The organism is Flavobacterium sp. TMP13, assembly GCF_050847115.1.
In the GTDB taxonomy this organism is placed as follows: Bacteria; Bacteroidota; Bacteroidia; order Flavobacteriales; family Flavobacteriaceae; genus Flavobacterium.
The window spans coordinates 2,811,399-2,830,270 of the sequence record NZ_CP193656.1 but is presented as its reverse complement, the minus strand read 5'-3'; the positions used below and the strand labels follow the sequence as shown (position 1 = coordinate 2,830,270).

Genomic DNA, 18,872 nt, shown 5'->3' with positions numbered 1-18,872 from the left:
TTCTTTAATTTTCAGTGAGAATAGTTTGATACAAGTCGATTATTTTATTTGAAACCACTTTTATTTCATATTTTTCTTCAACAAGTTTTCTTCCTTTCATACCCATATTTTTCAACTCTTCAACAGAAGTATTGATTACTTCTGCAATAGCTTTTTCTAAATTTAGAACTGACAACTCGATCCACCAACCACATTGATGCTTTTCTAAATCTTGCCAAGGAGTTCCTTTAGTTGTTACTACTGGAACGCCAACTGCTAAAGATTCGGCCACTACAATACCAAAATTCTCGCTGTGTGTGGGAAGTATCATAACATCGGCAGATCTTAGAAAGTTCCATTTGTCTTCTCCATATTTAACTCCTACAAATTGGACATTTTTTAACTCGGCGCATCTCAGCTTTAAAGTCGCGACATACTCTTCGTCTCCATTACCTGCAATTTCAAGCTTCCAATTTTTTGTGTCACAATTCCTCCAAGCATCCAGTAAGATTTCAATGCCTTTCTTACGATGAATACGTGATAAAAAGACTATTTTTTGGTTTCCATAATCGCCTTTAATTAGTTTAACATCATTACAATTAATTCCATTTGGAATAGTGGAAACAGAATTTTTAAAACCCAAATCTCGAATAGTCTTAGCTTCCATTGGAGCAGTTGCATGAAGATATATAGCTCTTTTTATAGCTTTCTCTTGGTATAAAAAAAGTGCAAGTTTCTTTTTTAAAGAATTATTTGCTAAAATCCAAGGTTCAAGCATACCATGGGGAGAAATAATTACTTTGATACCTAACTGCTGAGCTGCTTTTTGAAAACCCCAGTTTTGTGGACTCCAAATTCCGTTAATATGTACAATATCTGGATTTTCATTTTTGAGGTAAATTTTAAATTCTTTACCCAAAGAAAACCAACGAAATATAGAAGTATTAAAGAATTTAATTGAAACACCATCAATCTTAATAGGATCTTTTGATCTTCCTGTCGCAATGCTAAAAGAGATTTTTTCTTTTAATTCGTTACTGAGCAAACGCATATACTCTGTCGTTCCACCTGCGCTTTTATCAATAGAGGCTATATAATGAATTACTTTCAATGGTATAGTTTATGTTTAAATTTTATGTATTTAATATACAAAGCCGACTTCCCTATTAAAATATTTAAATTCTTTGCCCAACTCTTTAATTTCTTTAGCTGGATTACCACCATATAATCTATAAGGGATAATAAAGTTTTTATTTAATAAGGAGTTTGCTCCTAACACACAACAATTAGGTAAAGATGCTCCTCCCAAAATAGTTGATGCTGTTCCTACAAAGCAGTAATCTCCGATGATTATAGAATGACTGTCTTGGATATTTAATTCGATATTAATGGAATGCGTCAATAATTGACTAGAATATCCTGCAATGGTTACAAAATTTCCAATTTGAATAACATTAGTACAATCAATATGATGATTTTTTGTAATTGCAGAATGTTGGCCAATTATTAAATGTGATTTACGATCATGCTGATGAAGAAAGTGCTTTGAAACCGTGTTAGTAGGAAATCCTGTAATCCAATTGCTTCGTCCTATACTAGAGTGCTGCCCTACCGTTACGAGATCTAAATGAACTGCCACATTAAAATGTCCAATAGTAGAATTTGAATTCATAATGAGTTTTTTGGGATAGATCCAAGAAAAACCAATTCTAGAAGATGGATGAATTTCGTATTTAAAACAGTGTATTAGGACAAAACGCTTTAAGGACCACGGCAGTAAAATTGTTATTATCTTTAGGAATAGCATAGTGCATCAGTTTTTAAGTAATTCTACATATTGTCTCATAGTGTTATCAAAATCGAATCTTTTTGAGTTCTGATAACCGAGACTAATAATTTCATTTCTAAAAAGCTGATTATTTAATTTTAGAAATTGATTAATAAAATCAGTAGGACTATCTGGATCAGCATATAATGCGGCTTTTCCTCCGACTTCACTCATCATAGGAGCTTTACAAGTAGTTATAACAGGTGCGCCACAAGCTTGAGCTTCAATTATCGGCCAACCAAAACCTTCAGAATAAGATGGGAAGATCATAGCTTGACAATGAGAATAAAGTGCTATAATTTCCCTGTCACTAGGATTATTTATTTGTACGATTCTGTTGGAAATATTTAACTCTTGAATTAGTTCAAGCAATTCAGAATTTAATTTTTCCCCCGCAAAAATCACCAGTCCATCCCAGTCTTTTTGCAGTTCATAAATCATATAAATTAATAGCTTTCTATTTTTGCGCTCTAAATCAGAACCTACATGTAAAATAAGGTCTTTGTCTTTTAACAATTTAAATTTATTTAATAGTTTTTGAATTTCAACTTCTTCCAAAGGCGCAAATTTTTCAGATAAAGCATTATGAATGCATATCCAATTTTTACTGATATTAGGTTTTCGATCAATTTGTTTTAATTGATTTAATGTGAATTCAGATACTGCTGCCAGCTTATTAGCACCAGATAGAGCCTTTAAAATTATTTTTTGTAAAAAAACACCATATTTTGTAGTAGAACAATATGTATCACTAAAGCCGAGACCTGCTCTTATAGCTAAAACATCATGACAAGTTATTAGTGTCTTATTTTTTGGCAAAAAATAAAGATAAATCGCGTTGGAATGATCGCATATGTGATAACTCACTCGCTTACGTAAAATGAAGTTTGAAACTTGAATAATTAAAAGTTTAATAGGAAATAAGATGAATTTATCAGTATATCCCAACCATTTCATTAAAATTTTTTTATTAAAAGCAAAATTTATAAGTACCTCATTGGGACGAATCACACTGACATGGAACTTAGATTTTTTATAGCCTTCTGCCATTAGCTCTTCAAAAATTTGCATGCTATATTGCATATCACTTTTATAATTGCCAATTAGAACTATTTTCGCAGTCATAACGTATCTTTTTGCAATGGTATTCCTGTTTTTTTCATACTTGCTACAACAAAACCAGCCATAATTATTGAATAACCTAAAATGCTGGGCTGAGCCCACTGTCCTTGAAATATTGCAATACACGCAGCTCCACAAATAATAAAAGGCAATAATTTTTCTTCTTGTGGTAATCGTAAAGATTTTACCGCAATACTAATTGCTAAAAATATGCGCAGCACCATTAATCCTCCACCAAAGATGATTCCTTGCTCACCTCCCAGTCGGCCAAACTCTGTTTCTGAAACTAAAAATTTGGTTTTACCGGTTAACATTTGTGCACCAGCGTTTGTTCCCATACCTAAATTTCCTGAAAACATAGGTTGATTAAATAAGTCAAGAATTGGTCGAACAAATTCATTTACTGCCCTTAAAAAAATGGAATCTGTGAAACCACCTCCTGTAGCATTATTCACACTATCAACTCGATCCATAAATACCTCCGTTCCTAAATTAAATAGAGTTGAATAACTTTGCAGAAGAGCAATTACCAAATAAAAAACTGCAGCACTAATTAGCAATTTAAATATCATCTTGCCGCTAGTAACGGATGCAATTATAGCAAACAATCCTACAATCGCAACGGCAACTACTGCTCCTCTGCTGATGGTTAAGGGCAAGGCAACAACTAAAGCAATTGTACTCAAATAAAGCAAGACTTTAGAACAAGAATCTTTGGATAGCCAAAAATAAAATACAAAAACAGAAGCCGCGGTATAAAAATTAGACAAACCAGAAATGAATGAAAATGTTCCAGGCGGCCTGCTGTATCCCATTGCGCCTGAGAACCCTGCGCTTCCCTCTCCTCCTACACCAATATTAATAAAAGCGGTCTGAGGGCTACTAAATTGAAAATAGACAACTATGGTCATGAAAATATTGAGAAGCAATAGAAATCTTCCTATTCTTAGTACATCCTCTTTTGAAAAAACTTGCCCAATTATAAAAATTAATGGAAAATGAAGTAACATAATTCTTGCTCCATAAAGACCAACAAAAAGATTAGCATGTCCAAAGGTTAGCGTAATTGCCAAGCTAAACAATGTAAAGATTAATCCGAAGATAACATACGAATTTACAAATTTCACATTTAAGTAAAATGCTCTAATGATTATATAAATCGCAATTGGATCGCGAACGACCAATAAAGGAGTCGCAAAAGTAGGTAAAACCCATTTGCGCAAAGCTCCCTCAAATATCCAAAGTAAAAAATAAGCCCAAATGGCTACTTTTAAAGACTTGTATGCGGGTTCAACTTCTAGTTCTGCAGTTATATTCATTTACTTAATTACTATAAAATCTTTAGTGAAGAAAGGGCATCAGTCATTTCTTGTCCATAAACTGACCATGGTCTCGTCTGTGCTTTTTTTTGAGCTGCAGTACCTAGTATTTCTAATAGTTCTGGTCTTTCAATTATCTTGGTAATTACTCTTTTGATCGCAATTGCTGAACCGGGTTTCACAATCCAACCATCTACCCCATCTCGTATTAAATCTGGACCTGCTGTACGATTTGTAGTAATTACAGGAACTCCTTGAGACATAGCTTCTGTAATAACCAAACCAAAACCCTCAAAGAGTGATGGAAAAACTAAAACATCATGCTGCTTCATACAATCTAAAACTTGATCGTGCGATAAAGATGGAATCCATTGGTGTTTTTCTAACGCGTTATTTAATGCACTACAATTATCGACTGACTTTTGTCCCACGATTGTTAATTCTACTGCATTGCGCATTCCTTCTACCGCCTCAAATAAATAAGAAAGTCCTTTTCGTTGTGAAAGACCGCCTATAAACAAAACTTTGAGTTTTCGATTAGCCAGTGGCTCATATATTTTTTTCTGTCTAACTTCTGGAAAACCGTAAGGAATTACTTTTATTTCAGGTAAATTTCCTGGGTAAGTTTCTAATGTTTTTTTTGTAAAAGTACTGGCTACAAAAATAATATCCGCTAAAGCCAATTCATGGTCTTTATTACTCAACTTTTTATAGGAGTCATTAAAACCTGTAAGCGTCTCTGCCCATTCTGGATTGAGGTCAAACTCTTTTTGCATCAGTAAACGAGCACTTCTCCAATAACCAATAGGTAAGTCATAAATACAATTCATACCTATTTTCTTTGCTTTTATAAATGTCGCTAGTGCGCCGTCTTCGTAAGCATAAACTGCTGTAGCACCCTTTTTTTGTTCACCAATCAAATTATTGGCGATCCATTTATCATGCTTTTGATACACCTTATCTATGCAAAAAAATCCTTTTTCATGCTTAACTAGAAATTGTACATGAAATTTTGATGCAAGTAAACGTCCAAACTCAAAAAAGGATTTTGATTTAGTCAACAATTGCCATGTCGAATCTAATCTTCTTCGCTTTAGATCATTTAACTTTGAATGCTTGCTTAACTTATCTAATAATTGACCTTCAAAAATGGCAACACAAGTATAGATTTTATATAAAATTTTATTTCTAAGCAATCCATCAATTAACGCTTTAGCATTTTCATTTAATGTTGGATGTGAAAACAATATCATTTTAACCATGCGTTATTTGTTGCAAGAAATTCACAAGGATTATAATTTAATATGGTAGTTCTATTTTTTCTAATTTCTTGAGCGGGATTACCAATTACTATGGAATAATCGGCAACATTTTTAGATACTACTGCACCTGCTCCTACAACTGCTCCTTTACCAACTGTCACTCCTGGCAATATAATGGCATTTGTCGCTATCCATGAGTAATCTCCAATTGATATAGGTGCTTTTTTGTGGCTCCAGAGAGAATCGGAAACATCGTGAGAAGCACTTAAAATAATTACTCCGTCATTTATACAAACATTTTTTCCAATGCTTACTTTATCATGTAGAGCAATTTCTACTTTACCTAAAGTAGAAAAATCACCAATTGATAAATTATCTTTTCGTCCTTTTATAGTAACAATTCCGATCTCGGCAGTGTGAGATATGCTAGCTCCATTCTTAATGAGCTTATTTCTTCTTCTATTATTCTGTATTAACTCAGAAAGCGTTAATAGCCTTTTTGCCCAACTCTTAAAGAAAGCTTTGCTAAATAATTTAAACTGAACTCGATTACTCCATAAGTACTTCAGACTCGCCATAGATATTATCTTTATTTTAATCCTTCTACAAATTTTAGTGCTACAGATTCTAAACTATTTTCATCTGACGCTATAAATTTTGTACTTATAAATTTAATTATAGATGCTTGATTTTCATACTCTGTTAAATTTAAAAACTTTTTTTGTCTAAAGTTTTTAGTTCTCCAATTTCTTGCAATACACAGAACAGGCAATTGATGTTCAAACATCGCAGCCAAGCTTCCACTTTTTTGATTTAATAGATAAGGTGTTGTAGAAATACCGTACTGACATTTTAACAGTAAATCGCTTATATCACTATCTGTGGCAAAACCTGTAATTTCAATTTCAACGTCAATGTGATGTTCTAATAATACTTTTTCCCATTCTGCGATAGCGCTCCCGCAATTACCAATAAAGAAAAATTTTACTCTTTTCTTTTTTTCAGATAATGAAAGCGCAAGTTTCAAATCGTTAAGAAATTTTTCTACAGGTGCCCCGTAATGAATATTACCGAAAATACAAAATCTCAATTCTAGGTCGTCTTTAGCTGTTTCTAGACCTGATTCTACATTTTTAATAATATTGCTAAACAAAGGCAGTAATTGTGCATTATATCCTAACTCTGTTATTTTATAATGATACAGATCAGTTTGAGTACTTAGTGCTATCTCCTTTTTAAATTTCAGAATTTTTAGAATTAAATTCTTTTGCAACAAACCAATACACTTACTTTTATAGGTATCATTTAAATCCATTCCAACCCATAGTTCATGAAGCATAATATGCCACTTATGATTTCCTTTAATTTTTTTTAAAAAAGAAGACAACCAAAATGGCAATCCTTTCGGATTAAAACTATAAGGAACAAATTGTAACGAAATCCAATCGGGTTCCAGTTCTCTCACCACACGTTGCGTCCAAATAAAACGTTGTTCATTTTCAGTAGATATTGGAATTCTATGAACTACTACTATAGTTTCCTCTATCTCTTGATTTTCAGTGGTAAAAGAGATAACCTGTTGATCGCATAAAGATAAAATCTGAGCTTTATGACCAGATCTTATAAGGTTACCACATAGACGCCGTGTATAATCACCAACTCCATCTTTGCCCGCTTGAGCGGATCCACAGAGGAACAAAATATCCATATTTTAATTTAAATTAGTAAGAGAGATTAATGTTTTATTATGGTAGAGTTGCAGTTGCATACAACGTCTATAAAAAAACTTATGTTCAGATAAAAAAAAGAGTATTGCAATTTAGTTTTATTACAATTTTAGCTCTCCTTTAGCACAATGCTTATTAAAATTTAACTGTTAGTCTTTTTAAAAAATTTATTACAAATTAAGTCATAGAAATTGATGAAAGAAATCTCAAATAGATTTCGATTAGTCACACAAATGAATAGACCATTTAATTTTCGTCTTCCAACCATTTGTTGAATGAAAGCTTCTTTATTATTTTTGATGAATTTTTCAAATGTTTTTACAAGTATCTCCGAAGAATTTTTTTGGTTCTCCAAATAATTATAAATCCACTTTTCTAGCCCGATAAGAGCAATCCTTTTTAACTCTAGACTGCTTGTACTTGTAATATTGAATTGATTTTTTCGATATAAAAATACAGGACTGGAAGTGTAAGCGATACCTTTCTCTCCGCAAGCAATAAATGCAGAAACATAATCTGAAGCCCAAGCTAGTGGAAGTTTAAAAAAACCACCAACATTTAATAAAGAACTTTTTCTAAATACAAAATCTGAAATAAATTGTTCACTTCTTCCTTCCAGACAGTTCACAATGTAGTTATCTGTCTTTTCAAATTCAGGACAACAATTGCTTAAGCCAATTTCTTCTGAGTTTTCATTAATAATTTTAAGTCTACAATGAAATACATCTAATTCAGGATAACGATTGATCAATTTATCAAATTCATTTAAATATTCTGCTTCCAATTTATCATCATCACCCATTAAAATAAAAAAATCACCTTTAGCCAACCGCAAACATTTGTTCCAATTATCAATAACATTTTCCGCTCCTGTATTAACTTTATTTTCGAAGTATCTAATCCTTGGATCATCAAATTTTTCAACGATATCCAAAATTTTATCGGGAGAACAGTCGTTAACAATAATCAATTCAAAATCTTTGAATGTTTGTGATAGTATGCTAGTAATACATTCTTCAAGAAAACGACTCTTAAATGCTGGAATTCCAATCGAATATCTCATATAATTTGTTTGAACGATAAAGTTTTAAAAAAGTTTCTAAATAGTCTTCGGTTTATTATTATTCAATTTTAAAATTTTGTAATATCCGTAGAGCACGTGCAACACCATTTGAACTATAGCAACAAGAATATTTAAGTATAAAATTCCTTTCAAATTCGATATATCAAAAATGAAACAACCTAAAATTATAGGGAACAAACTTGCCGAAATGGAAATATAGTAATGTAAAATCCATCCTCTACTTAAATAGAGCGATAGAGCCGAGCTCATTACCATTGTTATTGTTGTCCCTATTATTAATAGTACTAATTCAGTGTGTAAGCCTTGATAATTTTTTCCTAAAATCCAAAGTATTTGGTCTGAAAAAAAGTAAGTACATCCAATTATACAAAGAGAAATTACTATAAAAAATGAGACAATTTTAGAATAATGTTGCAGTAGCTTTTCAGGCTGATTTTGTATTCTTGCAAATCTAGGAACAATTAGCGTTGTAAATACAACTAAAAGGAGATTCAAAATTGCGCTTATTCTTCCTAATGCTCCAATTTGCGCTAAAGATGCAGCATTTCCAAATATCGAAATTATCCAAGTTGATATTTGCCCTGAAAAACAGTAGTAAACTAGACCTGGTAAACTTCTTTTAACAATTTTAGAAATTTCAATTTTAATTGCAGGATCTTCGCTCTGCGAAGAATCAGCAAATAAATTTGTGACTTTTTTTAACTGAAAATTTCCATAAATTCTTGCTAATCCTCCCGCTAAGATTGAAAGATATGCAAAAGGAAATATAAAAATTGTACCACTAACCAATAGCAATCTCCCTAAACTAACCGCTATCTGATTCTTTTGAAGCGGCAAAATACTTTGATTAAGTTTTAAGGGAATTTCAAGTAACGAGTCGGATAAAGCTGCGAAAAATGCAGGTATTATTGATGATATTATCAGAAGAGAAATCAACAAACTAGCTCCATTATGCATTAATAAATAAAGTAAAACAGGTAGCGACACAATTAAACTTACAACACCAAATTTTTTACGCATTTGAAGTCCAGTAGATAATACTTTTCCTAAATTTTCCTTATCCTGCCAAACCTTTCCTCCTTGCGCCATTACTCCAGTCGAAATTCCTCCGTCTGACAGGATAGTCATTGCGCCCAACATTGTATTTGCTAAAGTATAGAAGGCATATTCCTGAACGGTTAACAAACGAATGATAAGTATTCCGCATAAAAAGCCAACAGCTTGCACAATCACCTGAGCGCTTCCTGTTACTGAAATTAACTTTCCCCAATTGAGAATAGTGTTATATTTAGGATGCTGTTTGAGCATAAAAACTTTATCTTTCAAGATATAAATTTCAAAGGAATTAAAATTAAAGTTTTTTGTAGGTACTGAAGAATCCCCCTTACGTTTTTAACAAATAACTTCGCTAATAGTATAGCAAGGTTTCTTTCGATTTTATCAATTACTCAAAATAATTTAAAGTGGTGTAACCACCCTCTTTTAAATACTGATCTTTTTCCATAAGTTTCAAATCAGATTGCATCATGTCTTTTACGATAGCAGCTAGATCGTATTTACATTTCCAACCTAATTTTGTTTTGGCTTTAGCAGGATTACCTATCAATAAATCTACTTCGGTAGGTCTAAAATATTTGGGATCTACTCCCAAAATCTCTTTACCCACTTCAACTTGATAATCAGGATTACTAGTCGATTTTACATAACCTTTCTCTTCTACGCCTATTCCTTTAAATTCTAATTCGATACCAACTGTCGAAAAACTCATACGCACAAATTCACGAACTGTAGGAGCTGTTCCTGTTGCAATTACCCAATCTTCTGGTTCATCCGCTTGTAAAATCATCCACATCATACGTACATAATCTTTCGCGTGTCCCCAATCTCTTTTCGCTTCTAGATTTCCTAAGTACAATTTATCTTGTAATCCCAATGCGATTCTCGATGTTGCTCTGGTAATTTTTCGCGTAACAAAAGTTTCTCCACGAATGGGTGATTCATGATTGAATAAAATTCCGTTGCAAGCGTACATTCCGTATGCTTCTCGATAGTTTACCGTAATCCAATAGGCGTACATTTTAGCAACTGCGTATGGAGAACGCGGATAAAAAGGAGTAGTTTCAGATTGAGGTACTTCTTGTACTTTACCGTATAATTCTGAAGTTGATGCTTGATAAATACGAGTCTTTTTTTCTAATCCTAAAAAACGAACCGCTTCTAGAAGTCGTAGAGTTCCTAATCCATCAGCATTTCCTGTATATTCGGGAGTTTCAAATGATACAGCGACATGACTCATTGCTGCTAAATTATAAATTTCATCCGGCTGTATTTCTTGAATCAAACGTGTTAAATTTGTACTGTCTGTCATATCTCCATAATGCAAGATGAAATTCCTGTTTTCTACATGTGGATCTTGATACAAATGATCGATACGATCAGTGTTAAATGACGAAGTACGTCTTTTTAGTCCGTGTACCTTGTAGCCTTTTTTTAATAAAAATTCGCTTAAATAGGCACCGTCTTGGCCAGTTACGCCAGTAATAAGGGCGATTTTTTTCATACCATTTATTTTGTAATTGTGAAATACGACGAACTGGCCCTCCAAGAATTTGTGGCGTTAAATCGTAAAAAAATTAGAGTTTAGCTTTTAGCTTAAAAATCTTCGGGGTACGATTAAGATAAAGACAAAATGTTAAAATTTATTTTGTTTGAAATCATCGATATTTTCCAGAAACCAACTGTAGGTCTTTTTTATTCCCTCTTCTAAATTAATTTTGTGTTTCCATCCGATATTATTCATCTTAGAAACGTCCATTAATTTTCTTGGTGTTCCGTCTGGCTTTGCATCATCCCAAATAATTTCTCCTGTATGACCTACAATTTTTTGAATTGTAGCAGCGAGTTTTTTAATGGTTAAATCTTCACCCGTTCCTACATTATATAAATGATATGGAAGTTGGTTTTCTAAAGCATAAACAACTGCAGCAGCCATATCATCTACAAACAAAAATTCTCTCATTGGAGTTCCAGTTCCCCACAGTGTTACCGTTGCATCTTTATTTTCTTTGGCTTCATGAAATTTGCGAATCATAGCTGGTAAAACATGGGAACTGTTCAAGTCAAAATTATCATGAGTACCATATAAATTGGTTGGCATTAAACTCACAAAATCTTTTTTATATTGTTTGCGTATGGCTTCACATAATTTTACACCAGTAATTTTTGCTAAAGCATACCATTCATTAGTTGGTTCTAAAGATCCCGTTAATAAGTACTCTTCCCTTAACGGTTGTGGCGCCAATTTTGGATAAATACAAGAACTACCTAAAAAAATAAATTTAGTTACTCCAAAGAGATGCGCTTCATTAATAAGATTATTTTGAATTTGCATGTTTTCCATCAAAAATTGATAAGGAAAATCATTATTCGCTTGGATACCTCCTACTTTTGCAGCAGCATCTATAATTACGTCCGGTTTTATTTTTTGAATGAATTTTCGAACTTCTTTTTGTCTTCGTAGATCTAATTCTCTGCTTGAAACTCCTACAAGATTACTGTATCCTCTTTCGGTCAAGGTTCTCCATATAGCACTTCCAACCATTCCGTTATGTCCAGCAATATATATTATAGAATTTTTATCAATCATTTTAAGCATTCTTTATTTAAGAAGTGAAAAAATAAGCAATCGAATTTCCTCCAATACCCTTTTTTCTTTAATAGTACAAAATTTAATGAGATATAAAATACTTAAATTGGAAATTTAATTTAACTATAAATTTTAAAACTAAATTTAATCGCAAGAAGTAACGATCTTTTTTTTTGAAGTTTAACTGCTCCGAAAAATGAAAGAATTTAAACGTTACTAACTCAATTCTAGTGTGCGTTTAAAATTTCTCTTTGAAACACTTCGTTGCGTAAACTAGTACTAGAAAAGCGATGATTTCGGGTATTAAAGTACAACTCAATACCTTTTTCTTCACAATAACTTCTTCCTGTAAAGTCTCTTTCTTTATACTCATCTCCCAAAATTCGAATATCAATAGTAAAAGCTTTTAGTATATCCTCTAAGTCTTGCTCACTAGCGTACGGAACTACTTCATCAACAAACTTACAAGCTTTTAATTGTATATAACGCTCGACAACCGTTTGAGTAGGTTTATTTTTTGTTGGTCGATCTAATGTTGGATCGGTCTGCAAACCAACAATTAAATAATCACAATGCTGCTTAGCTTCTTCAAGCATTTTAACGTGCCCTGCATGTAACAAATCAAAAGCACTAAAGGTTATTCCTGTTTTCATCTTTTTAATGTTTTAAATTATAAAATAGTTTAGTAATTAGATTAATCTGCAAACATTTTTTATCATTTAAAGTAGTCTTAAAAAATGTTTATTTTACAAAATTAAATAAGGGTTCCCCGTGAATAGTTACAGAATAACTACTCATAAAAAGAAAAAATGAACTATAAAAATCTTAAAACCATTATTAATTATAGCTACTTGAAATTTTAAAAAAATCAACAGAGAATCAAAGCTGAATTCTTGTAGTATTAGTAACAATAATTTAAGTTAAAATTAGTTATACGATGCGAGTTGTAAACTACATTTCTGTTGCTTATTGTCCTTAATCAGGAAAAAATAGAAGTGAAAATAGAAATAAATAAACCTTTATAGAATTAAATTTACATGTAAAGTAGTATAAAAATAGAATTAGGTTTTGCAGACGGATAGAAATAAGTACTAATTGAAGTCGTAAATATTTTTTCGAGTAATACATCCCACTAACTATTTTAAAATAGATTTTTTTTCCAAAATCTACAATGAAGCAATACTATGGACTTAATTTAATAGTAAACAAAGAGCAACTTATAAATAGAATTAAATAAATGATTTGGTATGAAATGGTACGTAGTTTACACAAAACCGAAATGGGAAAAAAGAGCGGCAGAACAATTAAGTAAATTTGACATTAACTGTTACTGTCCGGTAATAAAAAAAACTCAGCAAAGATCTGATAGAAAAATTAAGGTAGAAGTACCATTATTCAATCATTACATCTTTGTGCAATTATTAGAAAAGGATAGAAATTTGGTATTCAATTCACCTGGGGTAGTACGCTATTTATTCTGGTTGGGTAAACATGCAGTTGTACAAGATCAAGAAATTCAGACTATAAAAGAATGGCTTGATTGTGGAGATACTGCGAAAGAAATATCGGTCATGCAATATCAAATTGGAGATAAAATTCATTTGAATTCTGGTCCGTTCTGCGATCAAAATGTTGTGGTAAAAGATATCACAAAAACGCATTATGTATTAATTTTAGAATCTTTAGGTTATGTCTTAAAAGTAAAACACAAATAATAATTAAACTTTCAGCTTTATCTATAGAAAGTAAACAATTAGCTCAAAACTGTTTTTTGAACAAGTTTTATACTATTTTACAACAGGCATTAATTCTGTAATCTAAATAGTTCACTATTTTGAACACCTAGAATTTTAACTAACTTATCTAGTTTTGAAATTTTTAAATCGACTATTCCTTTTTCTATATTGATGTAATTTTTTACACTTATTTCCATTTGAATAGCAACATACTCGGGTGTGTGATTGTTTTGTAGTCGAAATTCCTTGATTCTTAAATAGTAATTTTCCATTATCGTAAGTTTTTTTAGTGCTAATTGTAATGCGTTCTGTCGTCGATTTTAATTTAAAAGCATAACCTTTATTTTATACTGTCTCGTTAAAAAAAATTGAAACGTCAAATTTAAATATGAATTCGGTTGATACATTTAAAACTTTCGAAATTTCAATTAATTTAGAAACTGTTAAATCAACATCTCCCCTCTCAATTTTACCATAACCACTAGCAGTCATTTTTAATTCAGCTGCTACATATTCTCTAGTAAAATTTTTTAACTCTCTTATTTTCCTAATATTTTCGTAAACACTATATTTCATAAAATAAAAAATATAAATAATTCATACTTGGGATTTCTTGTGAAACTTTTAAAATTATACTCTAATTTTAAAAACTTAGTCACTTATTTTTAAATTTTGACTAAAAATATATAATGTATTCAGTCTTTGATAATAAATCTGTCCAATGGATTTTAAAATCCGATTAAGTACAATTTGTTCCATTTAAGGACTAATTGATTCCTATGGTCTAGATACTAATACAGTGTTTTGTAGGAGAATAAATTTATAATGCATCTATAACTAAGACATCGTCAACTCGTTTTGTAAGAGCGAAGTAATATCTATCAGAAGATAATTTTGACTACCAGAGAAATCAACGTAACGCTATCAACTAGATTGGAGTTTAAAACTTGGAGAGCGATAATAATCAAAGATGATACTAAAAAATTATCCATGAAAAAAAAACCGCAACTTCCAATAGAAATTACGGTTGTTAATTATCAAATAATATATAAGGCGATACCTGCTATAAAAATAAATAATTTGAGGCTTAAAAATAAAAAAATGTAGTGATTTCTAGAACAAAATTTCGGTTATCTATAATTATTGAGTTACCAAAAATTGTGGATATGGTTTTGACTCAACGTTTATAAGTACGTTAGGAACATTGTCTTTGACATTCACCAACATTTTACTCATTAATGGATTCGCTATCAAATTACTGTTTACGAATACAGCTTGTGTTAAGCCATAAGTTCTTGTAACATTTCCTTTAATTGTAGAGTTTAGGATGTAATTATTCATAAGGTAATGAACTGTAGATGAAAATACAGGAACAGCATCACTTAAGTTACAACCTTCCATATAACTTCCCTGTGCTCTTATAATTGCATCCGTTGTTGAGTTGTTGTAAAAGTTGCAGTTGTACATTGCCAAAGGGGAGTCCCGTATAATGTTCGGACCACGATGATTGGTAAAATCACAATTAGCTACGATAGGAAAATTATTTCCCGATATGTCAAAAGCTAGAGAATTACCATCAAATTTACAGTTTATCCATGCGTTTAAATTATCTGCTCTTGTAGCTTTCATTGAGACGGCCGTTCCGCAATTTAAATATTGTCCATTATAAAAAACAACTTTATCAACATATCCTGCATTTTCAAAAGTATACACAGGATGCGGATCTTGAAAGAATCCTACAGTACAATCTACAAAACTTACACTATCGAAGAAGCAGTTGTCAAGTCCAAAAATTCTATATAAATGAATTCCGTATTTTTGATTTCTAAACACTACATATTTTAAATTTGTAAATGCAATTAAATCCATTTCGTCAGGAGCAAACACGCCACTGCTTCCTCCTTGCAATGTTAAATTGGAAAGAATAAAGTCATTATCTCCTTGCGAAGATTCAGCAAGTGTTATCAAGGGAAAGTCATCTCGTAAACCAACTATAACTGTTTTTCCCGTACCTGCTCCTACAATTCCTTTGGTTCCATCAACGATCATTTTTAGCGTTGAACTAATGTAAAAGATTCCCTCTGGCAACTCCGCGATGCCTTTAGAATTTAATAAATTTTGGATAAAACTTGTACTATCTGTTTTACCAGTTCTATCTGTTTGCCAATTCGCACCTAACGGATCAGGAAGTTTTTCCCATGTGGTGCGTGCGAAAGGAGTGTGTTGAGTACCCAAAATAGAGCTTGTTATTGCTGTCGCATTTGTAATAGAAGATGTTTGAATTTTACCGTTTAAAGTAACATCTTTATCTAATCCAGTGCCGTGAAAGTGCGCTTTTAAATCAAATCCAGTAACAGAACCTGCTCCTCTTATAAAATCATCATGCTCGCCCGCGAAGTAAAGTACATTTGTTTTTGCAGCTACCGTAGGAGCTCCACTTCGACCTTCTCCCTGTATGTATTTATTTAAAAAGAACAGATTATTTGCATCAATATTGAACGTTGGAGTTTGAACTGTTGAGTAACTATTACCTCCTCCAAAATCTGTAATTTTTACGTCTCCCATATTCTGCATGTATAGCATAGGTTTTTTTCCTGTACCACTAAAATTCCATGCCTCGCTATCTAAACCAACAAAAGTTATTGATCTTAAATTATCAATGTCTGTAGCGTCTCCTGCAGGAGTTAAAAAATTTGAATGTAAATGGACATTACCATAACTTGGAGTTGTATTATTACCTTTCATTACAAGCATATCAGACACACCGTGCACTTGATGTTTTATAAATTTATTATTTCTAAAATAGCCAGATGAACTACAATCAAATTGGATAGCACTCATGATGTTAATAAATAAATTATTTTCTACCATGGCATTTGTCGCTTTAATGGTAGCCCACTTAATCGTTTTAAGTGTACAATTTGAAATAACGCCTCCAGCTTGAAAAGTCACATTTTTTCCTGAAGGAAATAAATCTTGTAGATGAACATTAGTACTCCCTGCAGCGATGGTAATATTAGAAACTTGAGTCATCGTTGGGTAGCCATATAATCTTTGATTACTTTTCATAACGATATCAACTCCCGAATAATCGCCTTGTTCTAATCGCACAGAACCATAAGTATCTAGTGCTTTTTGTAGGGTTCCTTTTTGCGCAATTGGCAATAAGTGAGCCTTAAAGTATTCAATTTCTTCTAGTTGATTTTTAACGCCCGTTGCTAATTTATCTGTAGTAAATGTTGCTATATTACTATCAATTGACAGACGACCAGCATTATCAATTGATCGAACAGTTAAATTGTAAACTGTTTCGGGAATTAATCCAGTCACTTTATAAGTAGTTGCAATTCCTCCAGACTTACTTAACAAAATATTTTTACTGTAGATACCATAGCCAGTAACAGAAGAATTGTTAGTTGGCGCTGTCCAATTTAAGATGACGCTTGTTTCTGTAATTTCACTTGCAATTAAACCGGTTGGTTCTGCTATCTTAGCTGTTGTAAATTGTATACTATTACTATCTACTGATGAAAGACCTCCGTTATCTACTGATCTAACGGTAAGTATATATTCCGTTTCTGGTATTAATCCAGTAATTTTATAGATGTTTCCAATTCCAACAGCTGTGGCTACCAAAATCTTTTTGCTATAAATACCGTATTCTTTAATAGAGGAATTATTTATAGGAATAGTCCAGGACAAAACGACGCTACTTTCTGTAATCTCGCTAGCAACTAAATTAGTTGGAGCAGCTAATAGTGGTTCATCAGCTACCTTATTTGTTATAACTGTTTTACTGTTACTATCACTTGACAAAGTTCCCTCTTTACCAATTGCTTTAATAGTAAAGCTATAGGCTGTTTCTGGAAGTAATCCTGTTATTTTATAGCTAGTTTCACTTCCATTCGATGTGGCTACCAAAATATTTTTACTATAAATACCGTATTCAGTAATAGAAGAGTTGTTTGCGGGAGCCGTCCAAGATAAAACGACACTGGTTTCTGTAATTTCACTTGCTATCAATCTAGTTGGCGGATCAAGAATTGGATTACCTATTATCGTATTCGTTGCAAAGGTTGCTAGATTACTGTCTCCAGATATTTTGTTGTTCGCATCAATTGATCTAACGGTAAAAGTATAAGATGTTCCTGGATCTAATCCTGTTATTTTATAGGTAGTTTCTGCTCCAACAGATTTGGCTACCAAAACACTATTGCTATAAATACCGTATTCTTTAATAGACGAATTATTTGCTGCCGCAGTCCAAGACAAAACAACACTTACTTCTGTAATATCACTTGCTATCAAATCAGTTGGAGCACTCGGCAGTTTAATAGATGAAGCTTCTTCAATAGCATATTGATAGTTTTGCGAAAAAACTACGGTTGAAAAAAGTAAAAAGTAGATTAAATATTTCATTGTCCCGAAATAATATAGCTATTTGAGCCTGTTTTTCTAAGAAAACCAAAGCGTACGTTTCCACTAGCACTAGTAAATTTTGCGCTACCATTTGAATTATAGTTGATAGTAACGTCTGAAGGCGCTTGTATTGTTAAAATTGCACCGTTGTGAGCTTCTAAATTAATAGTATCTCCAACTAACATACTTCCAAAACCAGAAGTTAGTGTTAATGTAGCTGATGCTGTACACTCAATTGTATTATTAATATCAGTACTAGCGATGCTTCTCGAGGTCGTAAATGGCAAAACTGTAGCTCTTGCTGAGCCTACTATAGTGCCGCCGGCTGCGCCCACCAATCTTTCGGCAGTTTTTGCATGTAAGGCGTAAGGAACGCTTAAAAGTTGTGTAATTCCGATAATATTAAAATTATTTCCACCAGCAATATCTACCTGTGTTTCTATAAAGTACGGACCTCTTTCCCATGCAATGGTACTAAAATTACCAGTCACAATTGTTCCTGTTCCAATTTCAAGAGAAACTAAACCATTGTTGTTTGTAGTAGCAGAATGAGTTTCTTGATAAACAGTTGTACCAGATGCAGTACTTTGGTGTATAATAATTCTAAGACTAATATTCGAATTTACTAGCAAGCTATTATCTTGTGCACGAATTATTGCCTGATAACTCATTTTTTCTGGCGCTTGCGCAAATACCTTTAGCGTAACAGTTAGAAATAAAAATAGTGTGGTAAGTGCAAGTTTCATTATC

The 18,872-nt window shown here is 32.2% G+C and carries 17 protein-coding genes; 1 reads left to right on the top strand and 16 read right to left on the bottom strand.

All coding sequences use genetic code 11. The features are described 5' to 3' along the window. Positions 1-4 precede the first annotated feature (4 nt). The 12 genes from ACRASX_RS12310 to ACRASX_RS12255 all read right to left on the bottom strand — a co-directional run bounded on the left by ACRASX_RS12310 (position 5) and on the right by ACRASX_RS12255 (position 12,620). Positions 5-1,090 carry a glycosyltransferase gene (locus ACRASX_RS12310; RefSeq protein WP_432221436.1) on the bottom strand — a complete coding sequence of 362 codons (1,086 nt, stop codon included), beginning with the start codon at positions 1,088-1,090 and terminating at the stop codon, positions 5-7. 30 nt (positions 1,091-1,120) lie between these two features. Further along, positions 1,121-1,651, bottom strand: a complete 531-nt coding sequence (locus ACRASX_RS12305) for an acyltransferase (protein ID WP_432221435.1) — start codon at positions 1,649-1,651, stop codon at positions 1,121-1,123. Between the two features lie 141 nt (positions 1,652-1,792). Beyond that, complete coding sequence (locus tag ACRASX_RS12300) at positions 1,793-2,932, bottom strand: glycosyltransferase family 4 protein (protein WP_432221434.1); 1,140 nt, start codon at positions 2,930-2,932, stop codon at positions 1,793-1,795. Continuing rightward, entirely contained in the window at positions 2,929-4,248 is a 1,320-nt protein-coding gene (locus tag ACRASX_RS12295) for a hypothetical protein (RefSeq protein WP_432221433.1), read from the bottom strand. Before ACRASX_RS12295 ends, ACRASX_RS12300 begins: the two co-directional genes overlap by 4 nt. 11 nt (positions 4,249-4,259) lie before the next feature. Next, positions 4,260-5,510, bottom strand: coding sequence for a glycosyltransferase family 4 protein (locus tag ACRASX_RS12290; RefSeq protein WP_432221432.1), 1,251 nt, complete (start codon positions 5,508-5,510; stop codon positions 4,260-4,262). Beyond that, positions 5,498-6,088 carry an acyltransferase gene (locus ACRASX_RS12285; protein WP_432221431.1) on the bottom strand — a complete coding sequence of 197 codons (591 nt, stop codon included), beginning with the start codon at positions 6,086-6,088 and terminating at the stop codon, positions 5,498-5,500. The genes ACRASX_RS12290 and ACRASX_RS12285 overlap by 13 nt, the downstream gene beginning before the upstream one ends. A gap of 11 nt (positions 6,089-6,099) precedes the next feature. After that, positions 6,100-7,218: a hypothetical protein gene (locus ACRASX_RS12280; protein ID WP_432221430.1), complete on the bottom strand. Its 1,119-nt coding sequence runs from the start codon at positions 7,216-7,218 to the stop codon at positions 6,100-6,102. 161 nt (positions 7,219-7,379) lie between these two features. Beyond that, the gene (locus ACRASX_RS12275) at positions 7,380-8,300 is read right to left on the bottom strand and encodes a glycosyltransferase family 2 protein (RefSeq protein ID WP_432221429.1); all 921 of its coding nucleotides are present in this window, start codon (positions 8,298-8,300) and stop codon (positions 7,380-7,382) included. A 36-nt stretch (positions 8,301-8,336) separates the two neighbouring features. Continuing rightward, positions 8,337-9,647: a lipopolysaccharide biosynthesis protein gene (locus tag ACRASX_RS12270; protein WP_432221428.1), complete on the bottom strand. Its 1,311-nt coding sequence runs from the start codon at positions 9,645-9,647 to the stop codon at positions 8,337-8,339. A 118-nt stretch (positions 9,648-9,765) separates the two neighbouring features. Next, complete coding sequence (gmd, locus tag ACRASX_RS12265) at positions 9,766-10,881, bottom strand: GDP-mannose 4,6-dehydratase (protein ID WP_432221427.1); 1,116 nt, start codon at positions 10,879-10,881, stop codon at positions 9,766-9,768. Positions 10,882-11,013: 132 nt separating this feature from the next. Continuing rightward, the gene (locus tag ACRASX_RS12260; RefSeq protein WP_066307796.1) at positions 11,014-11,967 is read right to left on the bottom strand and encodes a GDP-L-fucose synthase family protein; all 954 of its coding nucleotides are present in this window, start codon (positions 11,965-11,967) and stop codon (positions 11,014-11,016) included. A gap of 227 nt (positions 11,968-12,194) precedes the next feature. Then, positions 12,195-12,620, bottom strand: a complete 426-nt coding sequence (locus tag ACRASX_RS12255) for an adenylyltransferase/cytidyltransferase family protein (protein ID WP_066307801.1) — start codon at positions 12,618-12,620, stop codon at positions 12,195-12,197. Between the two features lie 594 nt (positions 12,621-13,214). Here ACRASX_RS12255 and ACRASX_RS12250 point away from each other — a divergent pair. Beyond that, a complete protein-coding gene (locus tag ACRASX_RS12250; RefSeq protein WP_066307803.1) occupies positions 13,215-13,682 on the top strand; it encodes a UpxY family transcription antiterminator in 468 nt (155 codons plus the stop codon). A gap of 89 nt (positions 13,683-13,771) precedes the next feature. Here ACRASX_RS12250 and ACRASX_RS12245 read toward each other — a convergent pair whose 3' ends face one another. The 4 genes from ACRASX_RS12245 to ACRASX_RS12230 all read right to left on the bottom strand — a co-directional run bounded on the left by ACRASX_RS12245 (position 13,772) and on the right by ACRASX_RS12230 (position 18,868). Beyond that, a complete protein-coding gene (locus ACRASX_RS12245; protein WP_066307804.1) occupies positions 13,772-13,975 on the bottom strand; it encodes a helix-turn-helix domain-containing protein in 204 nt (67 codons plus the stop codon). 73 nt (positions 13,976-14,048) lie between these two features. Beyond that, positions 14,049-14,279 carry a helix-turn-helix domain-containing protein gene (locus ACRASX_RS12240; RefSeq protein WP_066307807.1) on the bottom strand — a complete coding sequence of 77 codons (231 nt, stop codon included), beginning with the start codon at positions 14,277-14,279 and terminating at the stop codon, positions 14,049-14,051. 564 nt (positions 14,280-14,843) lie between these two features. Next, positions 14,844-18,122 carry a fibronectin type III domain-containing protein gene (locus tag ACRASX_RS12235; protein WP_432221426.1) on the bottom strand — a complete coding sequence of 1,093 codons (3,279 nt, stop codon included), beginning with the start codon at positions 18,120-18,122 and terminating at the stop codon, positions 14,844-14,846. Continuing rightward, positions 18,119-18,868 carry a hypothetical protein gene (locus ACRASX_RS12230; RefSeq protein ID WP_066307814.1) on the bottom strand — a complete coding sequence of 250 codons (750 nt, stop codon included), beginning with the start codon at positions 18,866-18,868 and terminating at the stop codon, positions 18,119-18,121. Before ACRASX_RS12230 ends, ACRASX_RS12235 begins: the two co-directional genes overlap by 4 nt. Positions 18,869-18,872: the final 4 nt, after the last annotated feature.